At 47.7% G+C, this 21,562-nt stretch carries 23 protein-coding genes; 16 read left to right on the top strand and 7 right to left on the bottom strand.

Annotated features, from left to right (window positions below; all coding sequences use genetic code 11):
* Positions 1-76 precede the first annotated feature (76 nt).
* The 5 genes from ACO0KV_RS15460 to ACO0KV_RS15440 form a co-directional block, all read right to left on the bottom strand.
* On the bottom strand, positions 77-982 hold the full coding sequence (locus ACO0KV_RS15460; protein ID WP_423043609.1) for a sulfurtransferase: 906 nt from the start codon (positions 980-982) through the stop codon (positions 77-79).
* A gap of 62 nt (positions 983-1,044) precedes the next feature.
* Positions 1,045-1,533, bottom strand: coding sequence for a GNAT family N-acetyltransferase (locus tag ACO0KV_RS15455; protein ID WP_423043607.1), 489 nt, complete (start codon positions 1,531-1,533; stop codon positions 1,045-1,047).
* A gap of 113 nt (positions 1,534-1,646) precedes the next feature.
* Positions 1,647-2,495, bottom strand: a complete 849-nt coding sequence (locus ACO0KV_RS15450) for a LytR/AlgR family response regulator transcription factor (protein ID WP_423043605.1) — start codon at positions 2,493-2,495, stop codon at positions 1,647-1,649.
* 35 nt (positions 2,496-2,530) lie between these two features.
* Positions 2,531-3,652, bottom strand: coding sequence for a sensor histidine kinase (locus tag ACO0KV_RS15445; RefSeq protein ID WP_423043603.1), 1,122 nt, complete (start codon positions 3,650-3,652; stop codon positions 2,531-2,533).
* Between the two features lie 208 nt (positions 3,653-3,860).
* Positions 3,861-5,102 carry a CaiB/BaiF CoA transferase family protein gene (locus ACO0KV_RS15440; protein WP_423043601.1) on the bottom strand — a complete coding sequence of 414 codons (1,242 nt, stop codon included), beginning with the start codon at positions 5,100-5,102 and terminating at the stop codon, positions 3,861-3,863.
* A 96-nt stretch (positions 5,103-5,198) separates the two neighbouring features.
* Between ACO0KV_RS15440 and ugpQ the strand changes: the two genes are divergently transcribed.
* From ugpQ to ACO0KV_RS15390, 10 genes are all read left to right on the top strand, one after another.
* The gene (gene ugpQ / locus ACO0KV_RS15435) at positions 5,199-5,945 is read left to right on the top strand and encodes a glycerophosphodiester phosphodiesterase (protein WP_423043599.1); all 747 of its coding nucleotides are present in this window, start codon (positions 5,199-5,201) and stop codon (positions 5,943-5,945) included.
* Between the two features lie 241 nt (positions 5,946-6,186).
* A complete protein-coding gene (gene alaS / locus ACO0KV_RS15430; protein WP_423043597.1) occupies positions 6,187-8,799 on the top strand; it encodes an alanine--tRNA ligase in 2,613 nt (870 codons plus the stop codon).
* Positions 8,796-9,314 (top strand): GNAT family N-acetyltransferase, encoded by a 519-nt coding sequence (locus ACO0KV_RS15425; protein ID WP_423043595.1) that lies wholly within the window; start codon positions 8,796-8,798, stop codon positions 9,312-9,314. Before alaS ends, ACO0KV_RS15425 begins: the two co-directional genes overlap by 4 nt.
* Positions 9,314-9,832: an NUDIX domain-containing protein gene (locus tag ACO0KV_RS15420; RefSeq protein ID WP_423043593.1), complete on the top strand. Its 519-nt coding sequence runs from the start codon at positions 9,314-9,316 to the stop codon at positions 9,830-9,832. Before ACO0KV_RS15425 ends, ACO0KV_RS15420 begins: the two co-directional genes overlap by 1 nt.
* Before the next feature lie 182 nt (positions 9,833-10,014).
* On the top strand, positions 10,015-10,242 hold the full coding sequence (locus ACO0KV_RS15415; RefSeq protein ID WP_186912886.1) for a sulfurtransferase TusA family protein: 228 nt from the start codon (positions 10,015-10,017) through the stop codon (positions 10,240-10,242).
* A 305-nt stretch (positions 10,243-10,547) separates the two neighbouring features.
* Complete coding sequence (locus tag ACO0KV_RS15410) at positions 10,548-11,246, top strand: AraC family transcriptional regulator (RefSeq protein WP_423043591.1); 699 nt, start codon at positions 10,548-10,550, stop codon at positions 11,244-11,246.
* An 83-nt stretch (positions 11,247-11,329) separates the two neighbouring features.
* Complete coding sequence (locus ACO0KV_RS15405; protein ID WP_423043589.1) at positions 11,330-12,175, top strand: DMT family transporter; 846 nt, start codon at positions 11,330-11,332, stop codon at positions 12,173-12,175.
* Positions 12,176-12,658: 483 nt separating this feature from the next.
* Positions 12,659-13,411: an electron transfer flavoprotein subunit beta/FixA family protein gene (locus tag ACO0KV_RS15400; RefSeq protein ID WP_423043587.1), complete on the top strand. Its 753-nt coding sequence runs from the start codon at positions 12,659-12,661 to the stop codon at positions 13,409-13,411.
* 104 nt (positions 13,412-13,515) lie between these two features.
* Entirely contained in the window at positions 13,516-14,445 is a 930-nt protein-coding gene (locus ACO0KV_RS15395) for an electron transfer flavoprotein subunit alpha/FixB family protein (protein WP_423043585.1), read from the top strand.
* 287 nt (positions 14,446-14,732) lie between these two features.
* Positions 14,733-16,523, top strand: a complete 1,791-nt coding sequence (locus ACO0KV_RS15390) for an acyl-CoA dehydrogenase (RefSeq protein ID WP_423043583.1) — start codon at positions 14,733-14,735, stop codon at positions 16,521-16,523.
* Between the two features lie 126 nt (positions 16,524-16,649).
* Here ACO0KV_RS15390 and ACO0KV_RS15385 read toward each other — a convergent pair whose 3' ends face one another.
* A complete protein-coding gene (locus ACO0KV_RS15385) occupies positions 16,650-17,066 on the bottom strand; it encodes an NINE protein (protein WP_423043582.1) in 417 nt (138 codons plus the stop codon).
* Positions 17,067-17,236: 170 nt separating this feature from the next.
* On the opposite strand from ACO0KV_RS15385, the gene rpsP reads away from it, so the two are divergent.
* From rpsP to ACO0KV_RS15355, 6 genes are all read left to right on the top strand, one after another.
* The gene (rpsP, locus tag ACO0KV_RS15380; protein ID WP_186912892.1) at positions 17,237-17,488 is read left to right on the top strand and encodes a 30S ribosomal protein S16; all 252 of its coding nucleotides are present in this window, start codon (positions 17,237-17,239) and stop codon (positions 17,486-17,488) included.
* A 13-nt stretch (positions 17,489-17,501) separates the two neighbouring features.
* Entirely contained in the window at positions 17,502-18,044 is a 543-nt protein-coding gene (rimM, locus tag ACO0KV_RS15375; protein WP_423043580.1) for a ribosome maturation factor RimM, read from the top strand.
* Between the two features lie 25 nt (positions 18,045-18,069).
* Positions 18,070-18,816, top strand: a complete 747-nt coding sequence (gene trmD / locus ACO0KV_RS15370; protein WP_423043633.1) for a tRNA (guanosine(37)-N1)-methyltransferase TrmD — start codon at positions 18,070-18,072, stop codon at positions 18,814-18,816.
* Between the two features lie 237 nt (positions 18,817-19,053).
* Positions 19,054-19,437 (top strand): 50S ribosomal protein L19, encoded by a 384-nt coding sequence (gene rplS / locus ACO0KV_RS15365; protein WP_110255826.1) that lies wholly within the window; start codon positions 19,054-19,056, stop codon positions 19,435-19,437.
* Between the two features lie 231 nt (positions 19,438-19,668).
* The gene (locus tag ACO0KV_RS15360) at positions 19,669-20,337 is read left to right on the top strand and encodes a CoA pyrophosphatase (protein WP_423043578.1); all 669 of its coding nucleotides are present in this window, start codon (positions 19,669-19,671) and stop codon (positions 20,335-20,337) included.
* A 116-nt stretch (positions 20,338-20,453) separates the two neighbouring features.
* Positions 20,454-21,404, top strand: a complete 951-nt coding sequence (locus ACO0KV_RS15355; protein WP_423043576.1) for a CobD/CbiB family protein — start codon at positions 20,454-20,456, stop codon at positions 21,402-21,404.
* A 65-nt stretch (positions 21,405-21,469) separates the two neighbouring features.
* Here ACO0KV_RS15355 and ACO0KV_RS15350 read toward each other — a convergent pair.
* Positions 21,470-21,562 (bottom strand): IS3 family transposase (locus ACO0KV_RS15350; RefSeq protein WP_423039490.1); only part of this gene is annotated, 93 nt, incomplete at its 5' end.

The raw sequence follows: 21,562 nt of genomic DNA, 5'->3' as shown, positions 1-21,562 counted from the left end.
GATCACAGACATTAGAAAAAAGCCTTGCATTAGATGGATGCAAGGCTTTTGTTTTTTCTAACAAGGAAAAGCAATCTTATACAGCGCTGCTCGTTTCACCTTGATGATTACTATCGATTTGAACGGATTCTTTTTTGCAATGCGGGCATGATTTTCCTGGTATGTACCAAGGAGATAACTGTTCGCGTGGCGTGATTACCGCGCGGCATGCAAAGCATTGCTTGGTGTCAGTTGCTTCGAGCTTAGGGTTCAAGGCGGTGCGATAGTCGAACACGAAGCAGTCACCATGATAATGGTCGCCACCGACTTCTTCAAAATATTTCAGAATACCGCCTTCGAGCTGATATACATCGTTGAAGCCGACATTTTGCATATGGATGGCCGCTTTTTCACAACGGATACCGCCGGTACAAAAAGTGACTACTGTTTTATCATTCAATGCATCGCGATTTGCTTCAATGACAGCTGGGAACTCGGTGAATTTAGCAATACGGTAGTCAATCGTATTGTCAAAAGTACCAACGTCCACTTCAAAATCGTTGCGTGTATCCACCATGACAACGGGTTTGCCATTGTCATCGTGTCCCTGATCGAGCCAGCGTTTTAAGGTTTTCGGTTCTACAAACGGCGCGCGTCCTTCTTCAGGCTTGATCAACGGCATGCGCATGGTGATGATTTCTGATTTCAGTTTCACCAGTAATTTGGTGAACGGCTGGCGATCCGAAAAGCTCTCTTTGGCAACGATATCGGCAAAGCGCGGGTCAGTATGGAGCCAATCCATGTAAGCATCAATTTCATGACGTAATCCCGCCAGGAACATATTGATGCCCTCAGGGGTCAATAATATGGTGCCTTTGAGATTGAGTTCTTTACATTTATCGATAAACGCCTGGCGCTTTTCAGCGGTGTCATTAAACGTGATAAATTTATAAGCTGAGATATTAACGTAGGGCGTGTCAGGGGAAAGTGTTGCTACCGGCATAATATGTAATTCAGTAAGTCATTGATTTGGCAGAATTATAGTTGAAAATGCCCACAAATTGCTCAATCCTTTTCAATCGCTGGTGCAGCAAGTAGCATATCTACGTGTGGAATATCATCCTCTAGATACATCTCGCTGACGGTCTCAAAGCCAAAGCTACCATAAAATTTTTCCAGATAGGCTTGCGCACCAATGCGTATCGCTGCGTTGGGATAGAGATCACGTAAAGCAGCGATGCTATTACTGATTAGTAATTTCCCAATACCGCTGCCGCGCCATTTTTTACCGCTCAGGACGCGACCGATCGACGGTTCTGTAAAACTGAGTCCAGCTGGAACAATGCGGGTATAAGCAGCGACTTCGCCTTCTGGACCCCAGGCGATGAGGTGATGGCACTGCGGATCTTTTCCATCGATATCCTGATAGGGGCAAGCTTGTTCTAGTATGAACACGGCACAACGTGCTGCATAGATTTCGTGTAACTGTAGGTTAGTCAGTTCAGAAAATGGAACGCATTGCCATTGCAATTGCAATTGAGACGCTGATGTCATGTTAAGTTCAATGGTTTGTTATAGGAACTATGCAAAACCATTGTGGTGGTGTCGCATAGCGCCTATGTTAAATGAGGCGTAGCCGTGAAAGTGTCAATGAGCCTGCATTACAGCTACATTTGTTTGAATAAATGCGCGTATACACGGCTGACAGTGAGTTTGTCTTCACTATTTTTTAATGTTAGCGTGATTTTACCAGCTTCATCTTTGTGTGCCATCTTTACTCGTTTGACATTCACGACGGTGCTACGATGAATTTGCCAGAACAGGCTGCTATCAAGTTGGGGGAGTAGCTCACGCAGGCTACTGCGTATCAGAGAAGAATGTTCGGCTGTCACAACATTAATGTATTTATCTGTTGCTTCGAAATAGATCACTTCTTCGACAGGAATGAGCCGTATATTGTTCCCAACGGCAGCGCGAATGACGGCTAATTTTTCTGCTACGGGTATATTTTGTGCCCCAGTTTGAGGATGGGCGATTTGATGAAGCTCTCTCAATTGGGCAATGACACGCTCCAGTTCGCTCTCTGGATTGCGTTGATCGCTCGTGTTTGGAACGCGCGCTTGAAAATGCGATTGAAGGCGTCGCACTGTTTTTTGTAAACGTTCTTCGCTCACAGGTTTGAGCACATAATCCACGGCGCACGTTTCAAATGCTTTGATCGCAAATTCGTCATAGGCGGTTACATAGACGATCATTGGGAATGGTTGCTCTGCAGGCCATTCTTCCGCTAATTCCTGTGCGACCTCCAGACCTGTCTTTCCTGGCATTTTAATATCGAGAAAAAGTACATCAGGTAAGCGGTCGAGCGCTGTGTGAACTGCCTCAATACCGTTCTCAACGACATTTGAGAGGTCAAGTTCGGGCCATAATCTGCCGAGCATACGCTGCAAGGTCAAGGCTAAAATGGGTTCATCTTCTGCGATTAAGGCTTTGATAGTTGGCTGCTGATTGATCATGAATAATAATTCGTCTCTATACAAACTAGGCTGTCTCAGGTTGAGAGGGGGAGAGTGACGATGGCCACAGCACCTTCAGGTACATGAGACATCAGACTAAATGCTGCCTTTTCACCAAATAATGCGAATAGTCGCTCTCGAATGTTGGCATTGCCAACTTGGGTAGACTCTGTGGAAAAAGGGACGTCTTGATAATTAAACGGCAATCCCAGACCTGTATCACGCACTTCCAGTCTCAACGAATCAGCTTCTTTGCTGGCGCTGATATTGATGGTCCCGCCCTCGATCTTGGGTTCAAGACCATGTTTGATCGCATTCTCAACCAAAGGTTGTAGAAGCATCGGCGGGATCTTCTCTTGTTCAAGTTCGAGCGGTAAGTTGAGCGTGTAGTGCAGGCGTTTACCCATGCGGATAGCGATCAAATCAAGGTAGGCTTCAATCAAGATGAATTCTTGTTTTAAGCATGTGTTCTCTGCACGAGATGTGCTCAGAGTTGCTCGCAAATACACAATCAACTGCGTCAACATGTGTTGTGCGCGCTCAGGATCAATGGCAATTAAACCTTGTAAGTTGGCCAGTGTGTTAAACAACATATGTGGCTCAATTTGCGCCTGCAGTAATTGGAGTTGCGCCTGCATTGCCTGGCGTTCTATGGCGGCAGTCCGGGCTTTTTCTTTTTCTGCGTTGGCAATGAGTTCCGCTATTTTTATTTTGTTCCAGAACGACCATGTTGCAACCACGCTGATGAGGCAAGTGAGCGCGACAAACGCAGATATAAATCTACTTTGGAAACGTAAAACACTCGTGATCGGATAAGAAAATAACGTCGCAGCAATCATGGAGCCGAAAACAAATCCGATTGGTGCTAAAACGATGCTGAGTAGATAAAACGCGAGCATCGTTGGTGGTGTTGCCCGCCATAAGTAATAGCTTACGCTACGAATGAGGACATAGCAGCAAAGGCCGATTGCATTCGAAAAAACCCAATTTTCAAAAATTGAACTGCCATTTCGCAGGACAAAAGTCACCAGCAAAGTACAGAATAAATTGATAAGCAGTAACCTAGGTATTTCGCTGATTAATTTTCTCAGCAAACTATGTGGGATTACCTGCAATGACCGCTGCCATTGATTGCTGAGTTGTTGAACGAGGCCCATGATGCGTCTGTTTTCATTGTTTGCTGGATTAAGATGTCAGAAGAGTATGAGTCTATCCATGCAAAACGCAAGTCAATGGCGACAATGTGTCTTATTTTGTCGCCAAACGTGTGCAGCATGGCGGGAAATGCACTCACGATATATGAGGTCTTTCCCGGGCGTTAGCAGAGGGGAAGACGTTCAACGCAATACTATGAGTCGACGTTGCTCAGATGATGTGCTTTTCTTTGAGCGAAGCTAACTGATTTGCGTCGTAATTTAAAAGACGCTGTAATACCGAGTCTGTGTGCTGTCCGAGCAGTGGTGGTGCACTGGCGTAATTGATGGGCGTAGCAGATAGCTTCATCGGACTGGCAACGAGCTTGACTGTGCCTGCAGTCGGGTGGGGTAGGTCGATTTGCATCTGTCGCGCCTTTACCTGTGGATCCTCAAATACTTCATTAAGCTTGTTGATTGGGCCGCAAGGGACACCTGCCGTTTCCAGAAGTATCAGCCAATCTGCCTTGGTTTTCAGTTTTACCATATCGGCTAAGATCGGCACCAAGGTATCTCGGTGTTGTACGCGGGCAGGGTTGGTGCTAAAACGCGGATCTTTAGCCAGTTCCGAGCGACCACCGGCGTGCACAAATTTCTTGTACTGACCGTCGTTACCAGCGGCGACGATGATGTGGCCATCGGCGGTCGCGAAGGTCTGATAAGGCACAATATTCGGATGGGCATTGCCCCAGCGTTTCGGCGGATTGCCCGTTGTGAGGTAGTTCATATTCATGTTTGCCAGCATGGCTACTTGCACGTCCAGCAAGGCCATATCAACGTACTGACCTTCACCGGTACGGTCGCGATGGGTGAGGGCAGCCATGACAGCGATCGTGGCATACATGCCGGTCATCAGATCGGTAATTGCAATCCCTGCTTTTTGCGGTCCGCCGCCAGGTAAATCATCCCGTTCACCCGTGAGCGACATAAAGCCACCCATTCCTTGTACGATAAAGTCATAGCCAGCACGATGTGCATACGGGCCATCCTGACCAAAGCCGGTGATTGAGCAATAGACCAGATCAGGCTTCACCTGACGGAGCGATTCGTAGTCGAGGCCATATTTTTTCAACTGACCGACCTTGTAATTTTCCAGTACCACGTCAGAAATTGCTGCTAGCTCGCGGATAATAGCTTGCCCCTCTGGTGTCGCAATGTCGACCGTGATCGCTTGTTTGCTGCGATTGGCGGCCAGATAATACGCGGCTTCAGTGGTGCTGTTGCCGTCGCCATCTTTTAGATAAGGAGGCCCCCAACTCCGCGTATCATCGCCACAACCAGGACGTTCAACTTTGATGATTTCTGCGCCAAGATCAGCCAGATTTTGGGCACACCATGGACCAGCCAAAACACGGGTTAAATCGAGTACCCGGATATGGCCTAATGCAGTTTTAGGTAATGAGCTTGTCGTCATCTTCGTTTATCCTAGTGGTTTAGAACTGACGCAAAATCGCTTCAGCGACGTGCATGAGTTTTATTGTTATTCATTATTATTTTTCAGGAGAGCAGTATGTGGCCCTATCCTAAAGTTATTGCCCACAGAGGCGGCGGTACCTTGTCACCAGAGAATACACTGGCAGCGATGCAGTGTGGGCTGGATTATGGATTTGCTGCGGTGGAGTTTGATGTCATGTTATCAAAAGATGGCATCCCTGTGCTGATGCATGACCCCGAATTTGGGCGAACCATTCACGGCATCGGAAGCGTCGCAGCGACGACGGCGGCAGATTTGGCAATCATGGACGCAGGCGCTTGGTTCTCAGATAAGTTCATTGGCGAGAGAGTGCCATCTTACGAAGAAGTGGTCAGATTTTGCCGGCAGCATGGCATCTGGATGAATGTCGAAATCAAGCCTGTACCGGGATTTGAAGAGGAAACCGGACGGGTTGTAGCAGCGATGACAGCGGCGTTGTTTGCTGACGTCAGTGTGACCGATTTGTCACACCTGCCTTTGTTCTCATCGTTTGAATTTCCTGCGTTGATGGCGGCTAAGCATGCAGCGCCGAACATCCCGCGTGGTTTTTTAATGAATGAAGTGACCCCTGAATGGCGCGCTCAAATGCAAGAATTAGCTGCTTGCGCTCTGCATACCAATCATCGGCATTTAACCCCAGAAGTAGCGCGCGAGATTAAAGATGCGGGTTACGGCTTGTTTTGTTACACCGTCAATACCCCTGAACGTGCAAAAGAAATCTTGTCATGGGGTGTGGATGCGTTTTGTACTGACCGATTAGATCTGATCCCTGCGGATTTTTAAATCTCTGCTTGCATGCGCGTGCAAATGTATCAGTGACTGTTGTTTCGTTGGCTAATAGGTCAAAATTGTAACGAAATTTTGTGTAAAAGATAGTGTTTTTCCACAAATAGTTGTATTTTTTGACACCGGATTGCGATGCCTGCGCCTGACGAGCTATTTGCCGCTTCATTGCTGATGTTGTACTTAATTTATACCGTATAATCGAAAATTAGACCATTTTTAAGCTTAGCCATCTCAATTTATGAACTCGTCAGAAATCCGCGATAAATTCCTTAGCTTTTTTGAATCAAAAGGCCACAGCCGTGTCCGTTCTTCTAGTCTGATTCCAGGCAACGACCCTACTTTATTGTTTACCAACTCAGGTATGGTGCAATTTAAGGACGTATTCCTGGGCCAGGACAAGCGTTCTTACAGTCGTGCTACGACAGCACAACGTTGCGTACGTGCAGGCGGTAAGCACAATGATCTGGAAAACGTGGGCTACACAGCACGTCACCACACCTTTTTTGAAATGTTAGGTAACTTCTCGTTCGGTGATTATTTCAAAAAAGAAGCAATTCACAACGCGTGGGAACTGTTGACCGTTGTGTATGGTTTGCCAAAAGAAAAGCTGACCGTCACCGTGTACCAGGAAGACGACGAAGCCTACGAGATCTGGAAAACGGAGATCGGCGTGCCTGTTGAGCGCATCATCCGTATCGGTGATAACAAAGGCAGTCGTTACGCATCTGATAATTTTTGGCAAATGGCTGATACAGGTCCTTGCGGTCCGTGTACAGAAATTTTCTATGATCATGGCTCTGACATTTGGGGCGGTCCACCGGGATCTGCGGAAGAAGATGGCGATCGTTTCATTGAAATCTGGAACCTCGTGTTCATGCAATTTAACAAGGATGAAGCCGGTGTCTTGCATCCACTGCCAAAACCATGCGTCGATACCGGTATGGGTCTGGAACGTCTGTCTGCAGTATTGCAACACGTTCATTCGAACTACGAAATTGATACTTTCCAGAACCTGATCAAGGCTGCTGCCCGTGAAACTGGTTGTACTGATTTAGCGAATAACTCCTTACGCGTTATCGCTGATCACATTCGTTGTGCTAGCTTCTTGATCGTTGATGGCGTCATTCCAGGTAACGAAGGCCGTGGCTATGTGCTGCGCCGTATTACCCGTCGTGCACTGCGCCACGGACATAAATTAGGCCAAAGTCAGCCATTCTTCTACAAGCTCGTCGCTGATCTCGTCAACGAAATGGGCGGTGCTTATCCGGAACTGGCTGATGCAGCAGACCGCGTTGCTGAAGTGATCAAGCAAGAAGAAGAACGTTTCGGCGAAACGCTGGAACACGGTATGAAAATCCTCGAAGCCGCATTGACAAAAGAGACAAATCAGCTCGATGGTGAGACCGCTTTCACCCTTTACGATACTTACGGTTTCCCATTGGATCTGACGGCAGACATCTGCCGTGAACGCCATGTTGTACTGGACGAAGCAGGCTTCAACGCTGCAATGGAAGTACAACGTGAAAAAGCCCGTAAAGGCGGTAAATTCAAGATGGCTGCGGCGATTGAATACAGCGGTGATAAAACAACGTTTGTCGGCTACGAACAGTTACAACACGAAGCGAAAATTGTCGCTTTGTATGTCGATGGTAGCCCAGTCAATGAAGTCAAGGCAGGTCAGCAGGCGATTGTCGTTCTCGATACGACCCCATTCTATGCAGAATCAGGCGGTCAGTGCGGCGACTCCGGCGTATTGGTTGGTAGCGATGGCGCGGTGTTTGAAGTCAGTGACACACTCAAAGTACAAGCTGATGTGTTTGGCCATCACGGCGTCCTGAAATCAGGTACGTTGACGATTGTACAAAGCGTTAAAGCAGAAGTAGCGACAGAGATTCGCGCGCAGACGATGCGCAACCACTCAGCAACTCATTTGATGCACAAAGCGCTACGCGAAGTCCTTGGTAGCCATGTTGCACAGAAGGGCTCTTTGGTTGACGTTGAAAAAACACGTTTTGACTTTAGCCACAATGCGCCAATGACGGCTGATGAAATCCGTCAGGTAGAAACGATTGTCAATCGTGAGATCCTGGCTAACGTTGCTACTCGTGCGCAGTTGATGGCGTTTGATGATGCAGTGAAGCATGGTGCGATGGCCTTGTTTGGTGAAAAATACGGCGACGAAGTTCGCGTATTAGATATCGGTTCTTCACGTGAATTGTGCGGTGGTACTCACGTATCACGCACTGGCGACATCGGCTTGTTTAAGATTGTTGCTGAGGGTGGCGTCGCTGCCGGCATCCGCCGTGTTGAAGCGGTGACAGGGGAGGTCGCATTGAACCTGGTGCAGACACTTAATAACCGTGTAAACGAAGCTGCTGCTGCATTAAAAGCACAGCCTGAAGAATTGACAGTACGTATTTCTCAGGTTCAGGACCACGTGAAAGCACTGGAAAAAGAACTGGCATCCTTGAAGTCCAAAATGGCGTCCAGTCAGGGTGATGATCTGGTCTCGCAAGCAGTCGATGTTAAAGGCATTAAAGTATTGGCAGCAGTGCTCGAAGGTGCTGACGTGACTGCGTTGCGCGAAACCATGGATAAGCTGAAAGACAAACTGAAAACAGCCGCTATTGTTCTGGCATCCGTCGTTGACGGTAAAGTAAGTCTGATTGCTGGCGTGACAGCCGATAGCACCTCAAAAATCAAAGCGGGTGAGTTGGTTAATTTCGTTGCACAGCAAGTTGGTGGTAAAGGTGGTGGGCGCCCAGATATGGCACAGGCTGGTGGTACTGAGCCTGCAGGCTTATCTCAGGCATTGGCGAGTGTGAATGAATGGATTAACGGAAAATTATGATCCACGTACGTCGCGCAGAAGTCTCTGATGCGGCCCAGATCCAACGGGTCTATGCAAGTGCCGGTGCTTATGCTGGCAGCTTGCAACTACCGCACCCCTCAGTCGAAATGTGGCAAGAGCGTTTGCGACAGAGTAGTTCTGAAGATACGTTGCTCGTCGCGGTTAGCGATGGGGCAATTGTTGGTACAGGTGGCTTGCGTCTAGAGACCAAGCAGCGACGTTCACATGTGGCAACCCTCAGAACCGGTGTTGCAGATTCTTTCACCGGTCGCGGTGTAGGCACTGCTCTACTGACTGAACTATTAAATTTGTCTGATAATTGGCTGCACGTTTTACGTGTTGAGTTGACGGTATTTTGTGATAACGCGGCGGCCATTCATCTTTATAAAAAATTTGGATTCGAGATCGAAGGAACGCACAAGGCGCACGCCTTGCGCAATGGACGCTTTGCAGACTCTTATTCAATGGCGCGTCTGCACCCGCAGCAACCACTCATCCCAGCGCGTGAAACCTGATGGAAATACGATTTTGCCCAGTTTGTGCCACTGATTTAGTGTTACGCATCGACGAACAAGACGCCCAAAAAAAACGCCTTAGCTGTCCTGAAGGACATTGGACGCATTGGGATAACCCCTTACCAGTATTAGCTGCGCTCGTCGAGATTGAAGGCAAAATGCTGCTGGCGCGAAATGTCGCTTGGCCAGAAAAAACCTTTGCTTTAATCACTGGCTTTATGGAGCGCGATGAAACCCCAGAACAAGGGATTGCGCGTGAACTCAAAGAAGAAACTAATCTAGATGCCACCGAAATTAACCTGATCGGTGTGTACGAGTTCATCAAAAAAAATGAAGTCATCATCGCGTACCATGTCAAAGCCACTGGCGAAATTCGTCTATCGGAAGAATTAGTCGACTATCGCTTGGTCGACCCCGAAAAACTCAGGCCTTGGAATGCCGGCACCGGTCATGCAGTGGCTGATTGGATGCGCTCACGAGGCTATCAGCCTGTCTATTTCGAGTGGCCAACTGGTTAATTAATCCAGTTTGATGCTAAAAAAATATTTTTTTGCTTGGTTTTGGTGCGTTAAATTTACATTCATTTAATAAAATGTTGTTAGTGTGTTGCGTTGCACCATCCCGAAGAAAAATCCGGTAGAATTGGTGCATCATATGTTTTGCGAATGAACTTATTTCATTTGCTGCTACAGGAAAAATCATGCAATTCAACAAAGAACTGGATGCACGCGGACTTAATTGTCCATTGCCCATTTTAAAAACAAAAAAAGCACTCGCAGAGATGATTACCGGTGAGGTACTGCATGTGCTGGCGACTGACCCAGGTTCAGTACGCGACTTTAAGGCGTTTTCCAAACAAACTGGCAACGAATTGCTTGCACATCAGGAAAACACCAATGAATTTGAATACTTTATAAAACGAAAATAATCAGCTTCACGTTTTTTGGTTTCTATTATTCAGACTTGTTCTGACTTTTCAGTGCTACTAAAACCCCCAATCTTGTTTGCGGGTTTTTTTATGTCTCAACGGTGATAGTTGATCAGTGCGAAGATGTCATCGTTTCTTCAATCAGATACATCAATCCACGGACGACATATCGAACCGTCCTCTAAGTAAAGCCCCGTCGGATGCATGACCGGTCATTGACGACTTATCCGCATTGGGATGGGCAATTTGCGTAACTTGGTTTATCCTGTTCCCAAGATTTATTGACATGCATCTCACCCTTGCCAATGACGACCATTCTCACACCTGAAATTTCAATACGTACCTATGGATCTTCGCCAGGAAGTCATACGCACGATTATTTTCAGGTGTTATGGAGTCTGGATGGCACGCTGGAGCTTGAAATTGAAGGGCGAGGGTTGCGGCTGTCGGCGGGCGCCGGCATTATCATTGCGCCAAATGAGCGCCATGATTTTGAATCTCACGATACCAATCGCAGTCTTGTTTTGAATACGTCCAACCAAGAGTGGGCGGCGCGACAACGACAGCCTGTTTCTGTCTCAGCAGTGGACCATCTCGCACGATTTATCTCGGAGTCTATTTCACGTCAGTTACCGGTTTCTTATGAAATGAGCACGCTGCTGCTGGAGCAAAGCTGGGGGTATACGGAAGCGCCGCGACGCGTGCGCAGACAGATCGACTGGCTAACATTGAAACGTTGGGTTGTAGGGCGTCTTTCGCAGTCACTGCGTATCGTTGACCTAGCTAATCATGTCTGTCTGAGTCAAAGCCAATTTCGTGCCCGTTGCTACGCTGAGCGTGCCCTCAGCCCGCAGCAGTGGCTGACACGGATACGGTATGAGCAGGTGCTGCTCCTGCGCTCGCAGGGACTGAGTGTCTCCGAAGTCGCACACCGCGTTGGCTATGATTCACCCTCGGCAATGACGGCAGCGATGCGAAAATTGCATGTCCCGACTCAAGCCTGATAAGTGTAGCGACCGCAATATCAGCGAAACGCGACGATAGACAAGCGCTACAGCAAGTGTTGGGTCGGTTACACTAAATACCTATGAAATCTGACCTTCTTGCACTTTCTGCGATCGCCCTTTGGGCGAGCCTCGCTGCGCTTGGTGTGACTCTGTCACACGTCCCTCCATTTTTACTCACAGGTATTGCCCTGATTATAGGTAGTTTGATTGCACTGCCATTATCTGGCTTTCGCCTTTCTGCATGGCGAGTGCCGCTACCCACCTTGCTCTTGGGCGTATACGGTTTATTTGGTTTTCACCTGTTGTTTTTTATTGCGTTGCGTAATGCACCGGCCGTTGAGGCTAATCTGATCAATTATCTGTGGCCACTTGGCATGGTCGTATTGGCGCCGCTGTTTCTTCCGGAGGCAACGTTATCCCGTTCGCACCTTGCGGCGGCATTGCTGGGATTTGCTGGTGCTGCCGTTGCCATTATTGGGCGTCACAGCGGCGGTGCGTTGGCTGGAGAATTCCATTCAGGATATGTGTTTGCCTTCGGCTCTGCGTTTATCTGGGCAACTTATTCTTTGGGCTCTAGGCGGGTGCCTTACTTTGATACGGCAGCTGTCGGCAGTTTTGCGGCCTTGTCGGGATCGCTATCTCTGGGATGTCACTTTTTATTTGAACCTGCCACTAACTTGACGTCATCAGATCTTTGGCGGATTGCCATTTTAGGCTTAGGTCCATTGGGTGGGGCGTTCTTTCTGTGGGATGCTGCAATCAAGCACGGGGATCCGCGGCGGATTGCCATATTTGCATTTCTTACTCCTTTGCTGTCGACTGTCGTTGTGGTGATCTCAACGCAGCAGTCCTTTTCAGTCAATATTGTAATCTCAGCAGCAATGATTATTGCAGCTGCAGAATGGGGGCGCAGGGCCACGAAGTAGGCTAGATGGGTCTCTCAGTAGGCTCGCTGGATGATTTGGCCTAACTTTTGGGTAAGATGCGCCAAGTCGGCATGCGCTACACATCGCTGACGCTCTTGATTTGTAGTTGACATTGATCGAGAAACCCATAAAAAGATATCTAATTAATAATTCGTAGTCTAGAAAGTAGATTTTCGGGGTCCGTACAGCGCATTTAGGCAATTAGCTCTAGCATGATTTAGAATAAAAAAGGAACGATCGTGCTAAATTATGCAAAATGTTCTTCATTTCGATTTATAATCAACATGATTTACGTATACGTCAATTTGACCGTTTGACTTGTTGCACTTGATTGCCAAGTTTGAATGTTAGTGCGCGCTATCCTGATGAAAGGATTAGTATGCAGTGTTGGTCAGATGAAGCGTCACCCAGTTTTAGATTTAGCATTACACCCAAATAGCAACACCCTCAGTATCCCGAAAATTAGCTCATAAAGGCAGAACTATGAAAGTCCTGGTACCAGTCAAACGAGTAGTCGATTACAACGTCAAAGTGCGCGTCAAATCTGATGGCACAGGCATGGATATCGCCAACGTCAAAATGTCGATGAATCCTTTCGACGAAATCGCAGTGGAAGAAGCAACACGTCTGAAAGAATCCGGCGCTGTTACTGAAGTCGTCGCTGTCTCCTGCGGCGTAGCGCAGTGCCAAGAAACTCTGCGTACAGCCATGGCCATTGGTGCCGATCGCGGTATTCTGGTTGAAAGCGATGCAGAATTGCAGCCGCTGGCAGTTGCTAAGTTGCTCAAAGCATTGGCCGATAAAGAACAACCACAATTGATCATTCTCGGTAAACAAGCGATTGATGATGACTGCAATCAGACTGGTCAAATGCTGGCTGCCTTGTTGGGCTGGCCACAAGCAACCTTCGCTTCGAAAGTGACTATTGCTGACGGTAAAGCAACGGTGACACGCGAAGTTGACGGTGGTCTGGAAACATTGTCCCTGACGCTGCCAGCAATCATCACCACTGACTTGCGTTTGAACGAGCCACGTTATGTGACGTTGCCAAACATCATGAAAGCCAAGAAAAAACAATTGGACAACGTGAAACCTGCAGATCTGGGCGTTGACGTGACATCCCGCGTCAAGACCTTGAAGGTTGCAGAACCAGCAAAACGTAGCGCCGGCGTGATCGTTCCTGACGTTGCTACCCTGGTTTCTAAACTGAAAAATGAAGCGAAAGTGGTCGGTTAATTTTTACCGTTCATTTTTGTGATTTCTCAGATTGCCTGAAAAAATTTTACGAATAATTTTTCACCAGAATAACTTTGCTGGTGATCTACCAAGTGGAAAACATCATGACTACACTCGTCATCGCTGAACACGACAACGCTAGCCTCAAGGGCAGCACATTAAACACGATCACTGCTGCATCACAATGCGGCGGCGATGTTCACGTTCTGGTTGCTGGTTTCAATGCTGGCGCAGTTGCGCAAGCTGCTGCACAAGTTGCAGGCGTGAGCAAAGTATTGCACGCTGATGCCGCATATTTTGCGGATGGTCTGGCAGAAAACGTGGCTGAGCAAGCACTAGCCATCGCTAGTGGCTACACGCATATCCTGGCTCCAGCAACTGCCTACGGCAAAAACATTCTGCCACGCGTTGCGGCTAAACTCGACGTGTCACAAATTTCTGAAATCACGAAAGTTGATTCTCCAGATACCTTCGAGCGTCCAATCTACGCTGGTAACGCGATCGCCACTGTGCAATCCACAGATGCAGTCAAAGTGATCACTGTCCGTACAACAGGTTTTGATGCTGCTGCAACAGGTGGTTCTGCTGCCGTTGACGTTATCGCAGCTGTTGCTGATTCTGGCAAATCTGCTTTTGTCTCCCGTGAAGTAGCGAAGTCTGATCGTCCAGAGCTGACTGCTGCGAAAATCATCGTTTCCGGTGGTCGCGGTATGGGTTCTGCTGATGCGTTCAAAGTATTGGAACCATTGGCAGACAAACTGGGTGCGGCGATGGGTGCATCCCGTGCTGCGGTTGACGCCGGTTTTGTACCAAATGACTGGCAAGTTGGTCAGACAGGTAAGATTGTGGCGCCTCAGCTGTATATCGCTGTCGGTATCTCCGGTGCGATTCAGCATCTGGCCGGTATGAAAGATTCCAAAACAATCGTTGCCATCAATAAAGATCCAGAAGCACCGATTTTCTCTGTGGCTGACTATGGCATCGTTGGCGATCTGTTTGAAATCGTTCCACAACTGGTTGCAGAGTTGGGCTGATAGGTCATGCTTTATTAGCTCTTCGTTCGTGATTACGATGTTGAGCTGAACGGGACAGAATCAGTAGTTTGTCGCTTCATGAGCAGCAATGCGTTGTAGCAGTGACACATTGCCGATTCTGTCTTTTTTTACGTTCGTAAGGTTGTTGTACGTATGAGATGCCATCATGGCCGACACAAAATCGTTTTATGTTTATTCTGACGCGGACCTAGTCACCAGAGACTGATCAGTATCAGCGCGATGCAGAACAATTTTGTTTCTGTCATATCTACTTTTGGGGAAATGCTATGAGTTATGTTGCACCAGTAAAAGACATGTTGTTCGCGATTAATGAACTCGCAGGCTTGTCTGCAGTGAACGCGTTGCCAGGTTGTGAAGATGCAACTGCCGAAACCGTTGAGGCAGTGCTTGAAGAAAATGCAAAATTTGCTGGCGAAGTTGTTGCTCCACTGAACTGGGAAGGCGATAAAGCACCTAGCTACTGGCAAGATGGTCAAGTATTTACGACCAAAGGTTTTAAAGAAGCGTTTAAATTATTTGGTGAAGCTGGCTGGCAAGGCGTGCAGCATCCACAAGAGTTTGGCGGACAAGGGTTGCCAAAACTGGTTGCCACACCATGTATCGAAATGCTCAATTCCGCCAGTATTTCATTTGCGCTCTGCCCATTGCTGACCGATGGCGCAATCGAAGCCTTGCTCACAGCAGGTAGTGATGAGCAAAAAGCGATTTATCTAGAAAATCTCATCTCTGGCAAATGGACAGGTACGATGAACCTGACTGAACCACAAGCCGGATCAGATCTGGCAATGGTACGTAGCCGTGCTGTGCCACAAGGAGATGGTACGTACAAAGTTTTCGGTACAAAAATTTTCATTACCTACGGTGAACACGATATGGCAGAAAATATCGTTCATTTGGTCCTAGCACGTACGCCAGATGCACCTGAAGGCGTCAAAGGTATTTCTTTGTTTATCGTTCCTAAGTTCCTGGTCAATGCAGACGGTAGCCTGGGTGCGCGCAATGATGCACATTGCGTATCTATCGAACACAAACTTGGTATCAAAGCCAGTCCGACAGCCGTATTGCAATTCGGTGATCATGGTGGTGCGATCGGCACCTTAGTCGGCGAAGAAAACCGCGGCTTGGAATACATGTTCATCATGATGAACGCCGCCCGTTTTGGTGTTGGTATGCAAGGTATCGGCGTTGCAGAACGCGCTTATCAAAAAGCAGTTCAATATGCACGTGACCGTGTCCAGTCACGCGACCTCGCAGGTTCAGCAGGTCCTGTAGCGATTATTCATCATCCAGACGTACGTCGTATGCTGATGTCCATGCGTGCACAAACTGAAGGCGCACGTTCTCTCGCGTATGTTGCCGCAGCCCTGAGCGATATCGCACATCACCACGCCGATGCCGAAACGCGTAAAGCCAATCAGGCAGTGTACGAATATCTCGTGCCTATCGTCAAAGGCTGGTCAACTGAAATGTCCCTTGACGTCACTTCCACGGGTGTGCAAGTGCACGGTGGTATGGGCTTTATCGAAGAAACAGGCGCCGCACAACATTATCGCGACGCGAAGATCCTGACGATCTATGAAGGTACAACCGCCATTCAGGCAAATGATCTGGTTGGACGTAAAACCGTTCGTGATGGTGGCGCCACCGCCAAAGCGCTGATCGCACAAGTACGTGCAGTTGAAGCAGAGTTGGCCGCAGCCGGCACACCAGATCTGCTGGCAATTCAAGCGCAACTCACCCTCGGTTCAGCAGCCTTGGAAGAAGTGGTTAACTATATCTTGGCTAATATCAAGCAAGACATTAAAGCCGTCTTTGCAGGCAGCGTTGTTTACCTGAAACTCGCAGGTATCGTGTTGGGTGGCTGGCAAATGGCGCGTGCAGCATTAATTGCACACAAAAAACTGCAAGCAGGTGAGGGTGATGCCGCGTTCTATCAGGCAAAAATCGTGACAGCGCGTTTCTTTGCTGATCATATTTTGTCGGCGGCGCAAGGATTGAGCTCGGCGATCGTGAATGGCAGCGCAGGCGTATTAGGCCTCCCTGTCGATCAATTCTAATACGGACGTCCGAAAGCCGCCTAGGCTGCGTTATGGATCTTCGCGACATGCCCGGAAACATAAAAGACCTGTAGAGTTTTACTCCGCAGGTCTTTTTTTTATCTTCAATGATTGATCGTTTGATGTTTACCCGTAAGCGCCGCCCGTATAAAACAGATCAAAAGCGCGTGCAATAGTGCCAATGAGGGCGATGGCACCGAAGCCGACTGTCAGTACTAGAATTAAGGCGAGTGGCCAAGATGATTCGCTTTGGTATTCTGAATGTGGATTGTGTAGTGCATCCCATTTTTCGTCGGGTGTTAAGCCAATGATTAAGGATTCTAGTAATGCAACTAAAAACGACAACACCAGAACACTATAAGTAACCAGTCCAGGTTGTCCGAAAAACACATGGCTGGCGATCAGTGAGATGGGCAATGAGATAAAATGCAGCCAGCCCCACTTATCTCGTTTGCCATACATGTAAAACCGATGTCCGCCAATGCCGCCAGTGAGTACAGCGAGCAAGGTGGCGGTCGTTTTGTTCTTATGTGTCGACGTCATTAAAGTGCGTTTCAGAGTGAATGCAGAGTGCTGATTGTAGCGCGATGTCTCTGCTGTAGGCGAAAAGCATACGCTTATCGTCGATATCGTTGATAATCCTTGCGTGTTTTGTTTTAAGCGGGCTATAATCTATAGCTTTTTCCGCGTTTAGAACATTTTTTGGAAATATTATGGTCGTTATTCGTTTAGCTCGTGGTGGCGCAAAAAAGCGTCCTTTTTACAACATCGTTGCAACTGATTCCCGTAATCGTCGCGATGGTCGCTTTATCGAGCGTATCGGTTTTTACAATCCAGTAGCAACTGGTAATGCAGAATCCGTACGTGTTGCAGCTGACCGTCTGGCTTACTGGCAAGGCGTAGGCGCTCAATTGTCTCCGGCAGTTGCACGTCTGGTTGCTCAAGCTGGTAAAGCAGCAGCTTAATAGTTTGCCCGCGATGTCAGTAGGAGTCGATGTTCCTGAAGACTTAGTCTTGGTTGGCTACGTCTCGGGAGCATTTGGTATTCACGGTTGGGTAAAGATTCGTCCTTACTCAGCAGATGCCGACGCTATGCTGTCCTCCAAAACCTGGTGGATAGATAAGCCTGAGTTGCGTACGATTGATCGCATGGAAGCAAAAATCCACGGCGAGGATGTCGTTGCAAGAATGGCAGGTGTCACAGATAGAAACGGGGCTGAAGCGCTAAAAGGTGCAACAGTTAAAATCTCGCGTCAACAATTTCCGGCATTATCCGATGGTGAATTTTATTGGGTAGATCTGGTCGGTTTGCAGGTTGAAAACTTGCAAGGTGACAGCTTAGGCGTGGTCAGAGATTTGATGGATAACGGTGCGCATCCGATTTTACGGGTGGCCGCGGCCGATATTCCTGAATCTGACTTGCAAAAGCATGAAAGATTGATCCCTTTTGTCGAGCAGTTCGTCAAAGAGGTTAATCAGGAAGCGCGAAAAATACAGGTTGACTGGGGTATAGATTACTAGTCCGATGGAATCAGAAAGCATTGCTATGCAGTTTGATGTCATCACGCTGTTCCCCGAAATGTTCGCAGCGATCACCCAATCTGGTGTGACGCGGCGTGCATTTGAACAAAAGAAGTGCGAATTAAAGTTATGGAATCCACGCGATTTCACGACAGACCGGCACCGGACTGTGGATGACAGGCCTTATGGCGGTGGTCCAGGGATGGTGATGCTGGCCAAGCCCTTACAGGCGGCGATTCAGGCAGCGAAAGCGCGTCAGAATGCACTTGGTAAGGCGGAACCAAAAGTAATTTATTTGTCGCCACAAGGGCAACGCTTATCTCATCAGCGCGTCATGCAGATGGCAGATTTATCTGGCATGGTTTTATTGTGCGGACGATATGAAGCGGTGGACCAGCGTTTGCTGGATTCTTGTGTTGATGAAGAAATTAGCTTAGGTGATTTTGTCTTGTCAGGTGGAGAGTTGCCCGCCATGGCATTGATGGATTCAGTGATTCGCCAGATACCCGGCGTACTACATGATGATTTGTCGGCTGTGCAAGACAGTTTCGTGAACGTGTTGCTGGATTGTCCGCATTACACCAGACCGGAAGTGTTCGAAGGTCACGCAGTTCCTCCTGTTTTAATGGGTGGGAATCATGCTGAAATTGAAAAATGGCGGCGCCAACGTGCACTGGAAGCCAGTGTGCAGAAACGACCAGATTTGATTCAGGCAGCGCGTGAGGCTGGTTTGCTCAGTCGTGCAGATGAAAAATTTTTAAGCACTTTATAAGCAGCTGATAGCTACTTGAAAGTCAGGAATGACGCAAAACCGTTACAGCGGAACGATGATGCTAAGGTGTCATTTGCTGCTAGTACGATATTGCATCATTCCGGCCAGTTTTCTTATTTGCTTTGCAGATAAGATTGTTAAGCGCATATCTTGATATGCATGTTAAACCCCATCCTCTACCGGGTGTTAGTCAGACATTGTCTGCAATGTCGGCAAGATGGTTATCGGAGTATAAAAATGGATCTGATCCAAAAATTAGAGCAAGAAGAAATTGCTCGCCTCGGCAAAAACATTCCTGACTTCGCACCTGGCGATACAGTTGTTGTTAACGTGAACGTTGTTGAAGGTACACGTAAACGCGCACAGGCTTACGAAGGCGTTGTTATTTCCCGTCGTAACCGTGGTTTGAACTCTAACTTCATCGTTCGTAAGATTTCTTCCGGCGAAGGCGTAGAGCGTACATTCCAATTGTATTCTCCTTTGATCGCTTCTATCGAAGTGAAACGTCGCGGTGACGTACGTCGCGCTAAGTTGTACTACTTGCGTGAACGTTCAGGTAAATCTGCACGTATCAAAGAAAAATTGCCAGCACGTAAAGTGGTAGCAGCAAAAGCAGAATAATTTCTGTCGATGTTGTTTAAAAAAGGGATGCCTAGTGCATCCTTTTTTTTATGTCTCTACATTGACTGAGATTCACAGTATCAGTCCGAATCAGGTCATAATGCACCTACTGAATTAACGTTTGTTATAGCCTCAAGGCAATATTTTGATGCGACAATGCAGCCTGCATTTGTTTTGTTCCGTTATTTCATTCATTTTTTCTTTCTTTTCCCTCTACCTAATCGATTCCCTGTGAGTAAACTGATTTTTGATCCCGAACTATTGCCTGTTGTTTCGATAGCGAATGAAGAAGCCGTGTCGGCATCAAGACTATCGTCAGCGTGGTTGCGTCAGCGATTTTCTCAACCGCCGGTGTGGGAACCGGAAGTGCAAATGGAAGAATCCTTGTTCAAAGATCTCACGTTCCGACCAGCTTCGGTGTTGATACCATTGGTCTTGCATGAGGCGGGGTTGAGTGTGCTGTTAACGCAACGTGCGTCTGGCTTAAATCATCATGCGGGACAGATCAGTTTTCCAGGGGGACGGTTTGAACCAAGTGATCTGGTTCCAGTTGAAACCGCGATCAGGGAGACAGAAGAGGAGATCGGACTGAACCGTCAATGCATTGAAGTGATTGGCACCATGCCCGAATACAGAACTGGCACTGGCTATCAGGTCACGCCAGTTGTCTCGTTGATCACGCCACCATTTGATATCGTCACAGATCCGGGAGAAGTTGCAGACGTTTTTGAGGTGCCATTGAGCTATCTGATGGATGCACGCAATCACCAACGACGGGTTTTTCAAATGCCTGATGGTAGCGGTCAGAGAATGTTTTATGCGATGCCATATCAACAGCATTTTATCTGGGGAGCGACCGCAGGCATGCTCCGGAATTTGTTTCATTTCTTGCGCGCTTAAATAGTTTGTCTTTCCACACAGAACAATGCTTCATAAACTGTGCAATTGCGTTTACACTTGCCGCATTAGCAAACTATTTGACGAGCGTCGTTTGCACGACGTCTGCCTAGCCTACCATGACATTTCTTTCTATTCTGTTTGCCTTACTGATTGAACAACTGAAACCTTTGCGTGCGGATAATCCTATCTACATGCAAATACAAACGCTGGCGACCAAGATTGAATCTTCATTCAATGCGGGTAAGGTAAAGCACGGGCGTCTTGGATGGTGGCTGATGGTCGGGGCATTGACCTTGCCGACGGCTTTAATTCATTGGTTGTGCTTACGTTTCAGCCCCTTTGCTGCATTCGCTTGGAATGTGATAATTGTTTATCTGACCTTAGGTTTTCGTCGCTACAGTCATTATTTCACCTCTATCCAACTGGCCCTGAGTTCCGGCGATGATGATAGTGCACGTCGTTTTCTGGCAGAGTGGACGCACCGTGATACAAGCGATATGGATGTGTCTGAAATTTCTCGGGTCACGATCGAGCGAGCGCTGATTGCAACGCACAGAAATGTATTTGGTGTATTTTTCTGGTTCCTCATGCCGGTCGGTCCAGCATGCGCTGTCATGTACCGTGTAGCCGAGTATCTGGCGCGCGCATGGACGGAGCCTGAGCATATGAAAAATGAAGAGTTTGGCGTCTATGCGACAAAAGTGTTTTACTGGATTGACTGGATTCCAGCCCGTTTAACCGCCGCTGCATTTGCTGTTGTTGGTAATTTTGAAGATGCTGTTTATTCATGGCGTAATTATGCGGATCGCTGGAAAGATGAACTAGTCGGCATTATTTTGTCGGCTGGCGGTGGTGCGTTGGGTGTGCGTTTGGGTGAACCAGAAGAGAAAGCAATGGTATTGCAAGCCGATGCCAGTGCTGTCGATGTCGACAGTTTAGATCTCGAGAGCCAGCCTGGTGCAGAAGCGTCTCCGAGAGCTTTACAAAGTGCAGTCGGGCTGGTGTGGCGCGCCTTGTTGCTTTGGATGTTGCTGTTATTGTTACTGTCTTTTGCAGTGTGGATTTGATACTTACTGTGCAAATAAAAAAAGCCGCTATTGAACTGACCCCATTTAGTTGGACAGTTTAATTGCTATGCTACTAAGGGCTGATTTCTGTATTGCACAGGACTCAGCCCTTTTAATTTCATTTTGATGCGGTCATGATTATAGTATCGAATATAGGT

Source organism: Undibacterium sp. RuRC25W, assembly GCF_049339825.1.
Lineage (GTDB): Bacteria > Pseudomonadota > Gammaproteobacteria > Burkholderiales > Burkholderiaceae_D > Undibacterium.
This window is presented reverse-complemented; position numbering and strand designations above follow the sequence as displayed.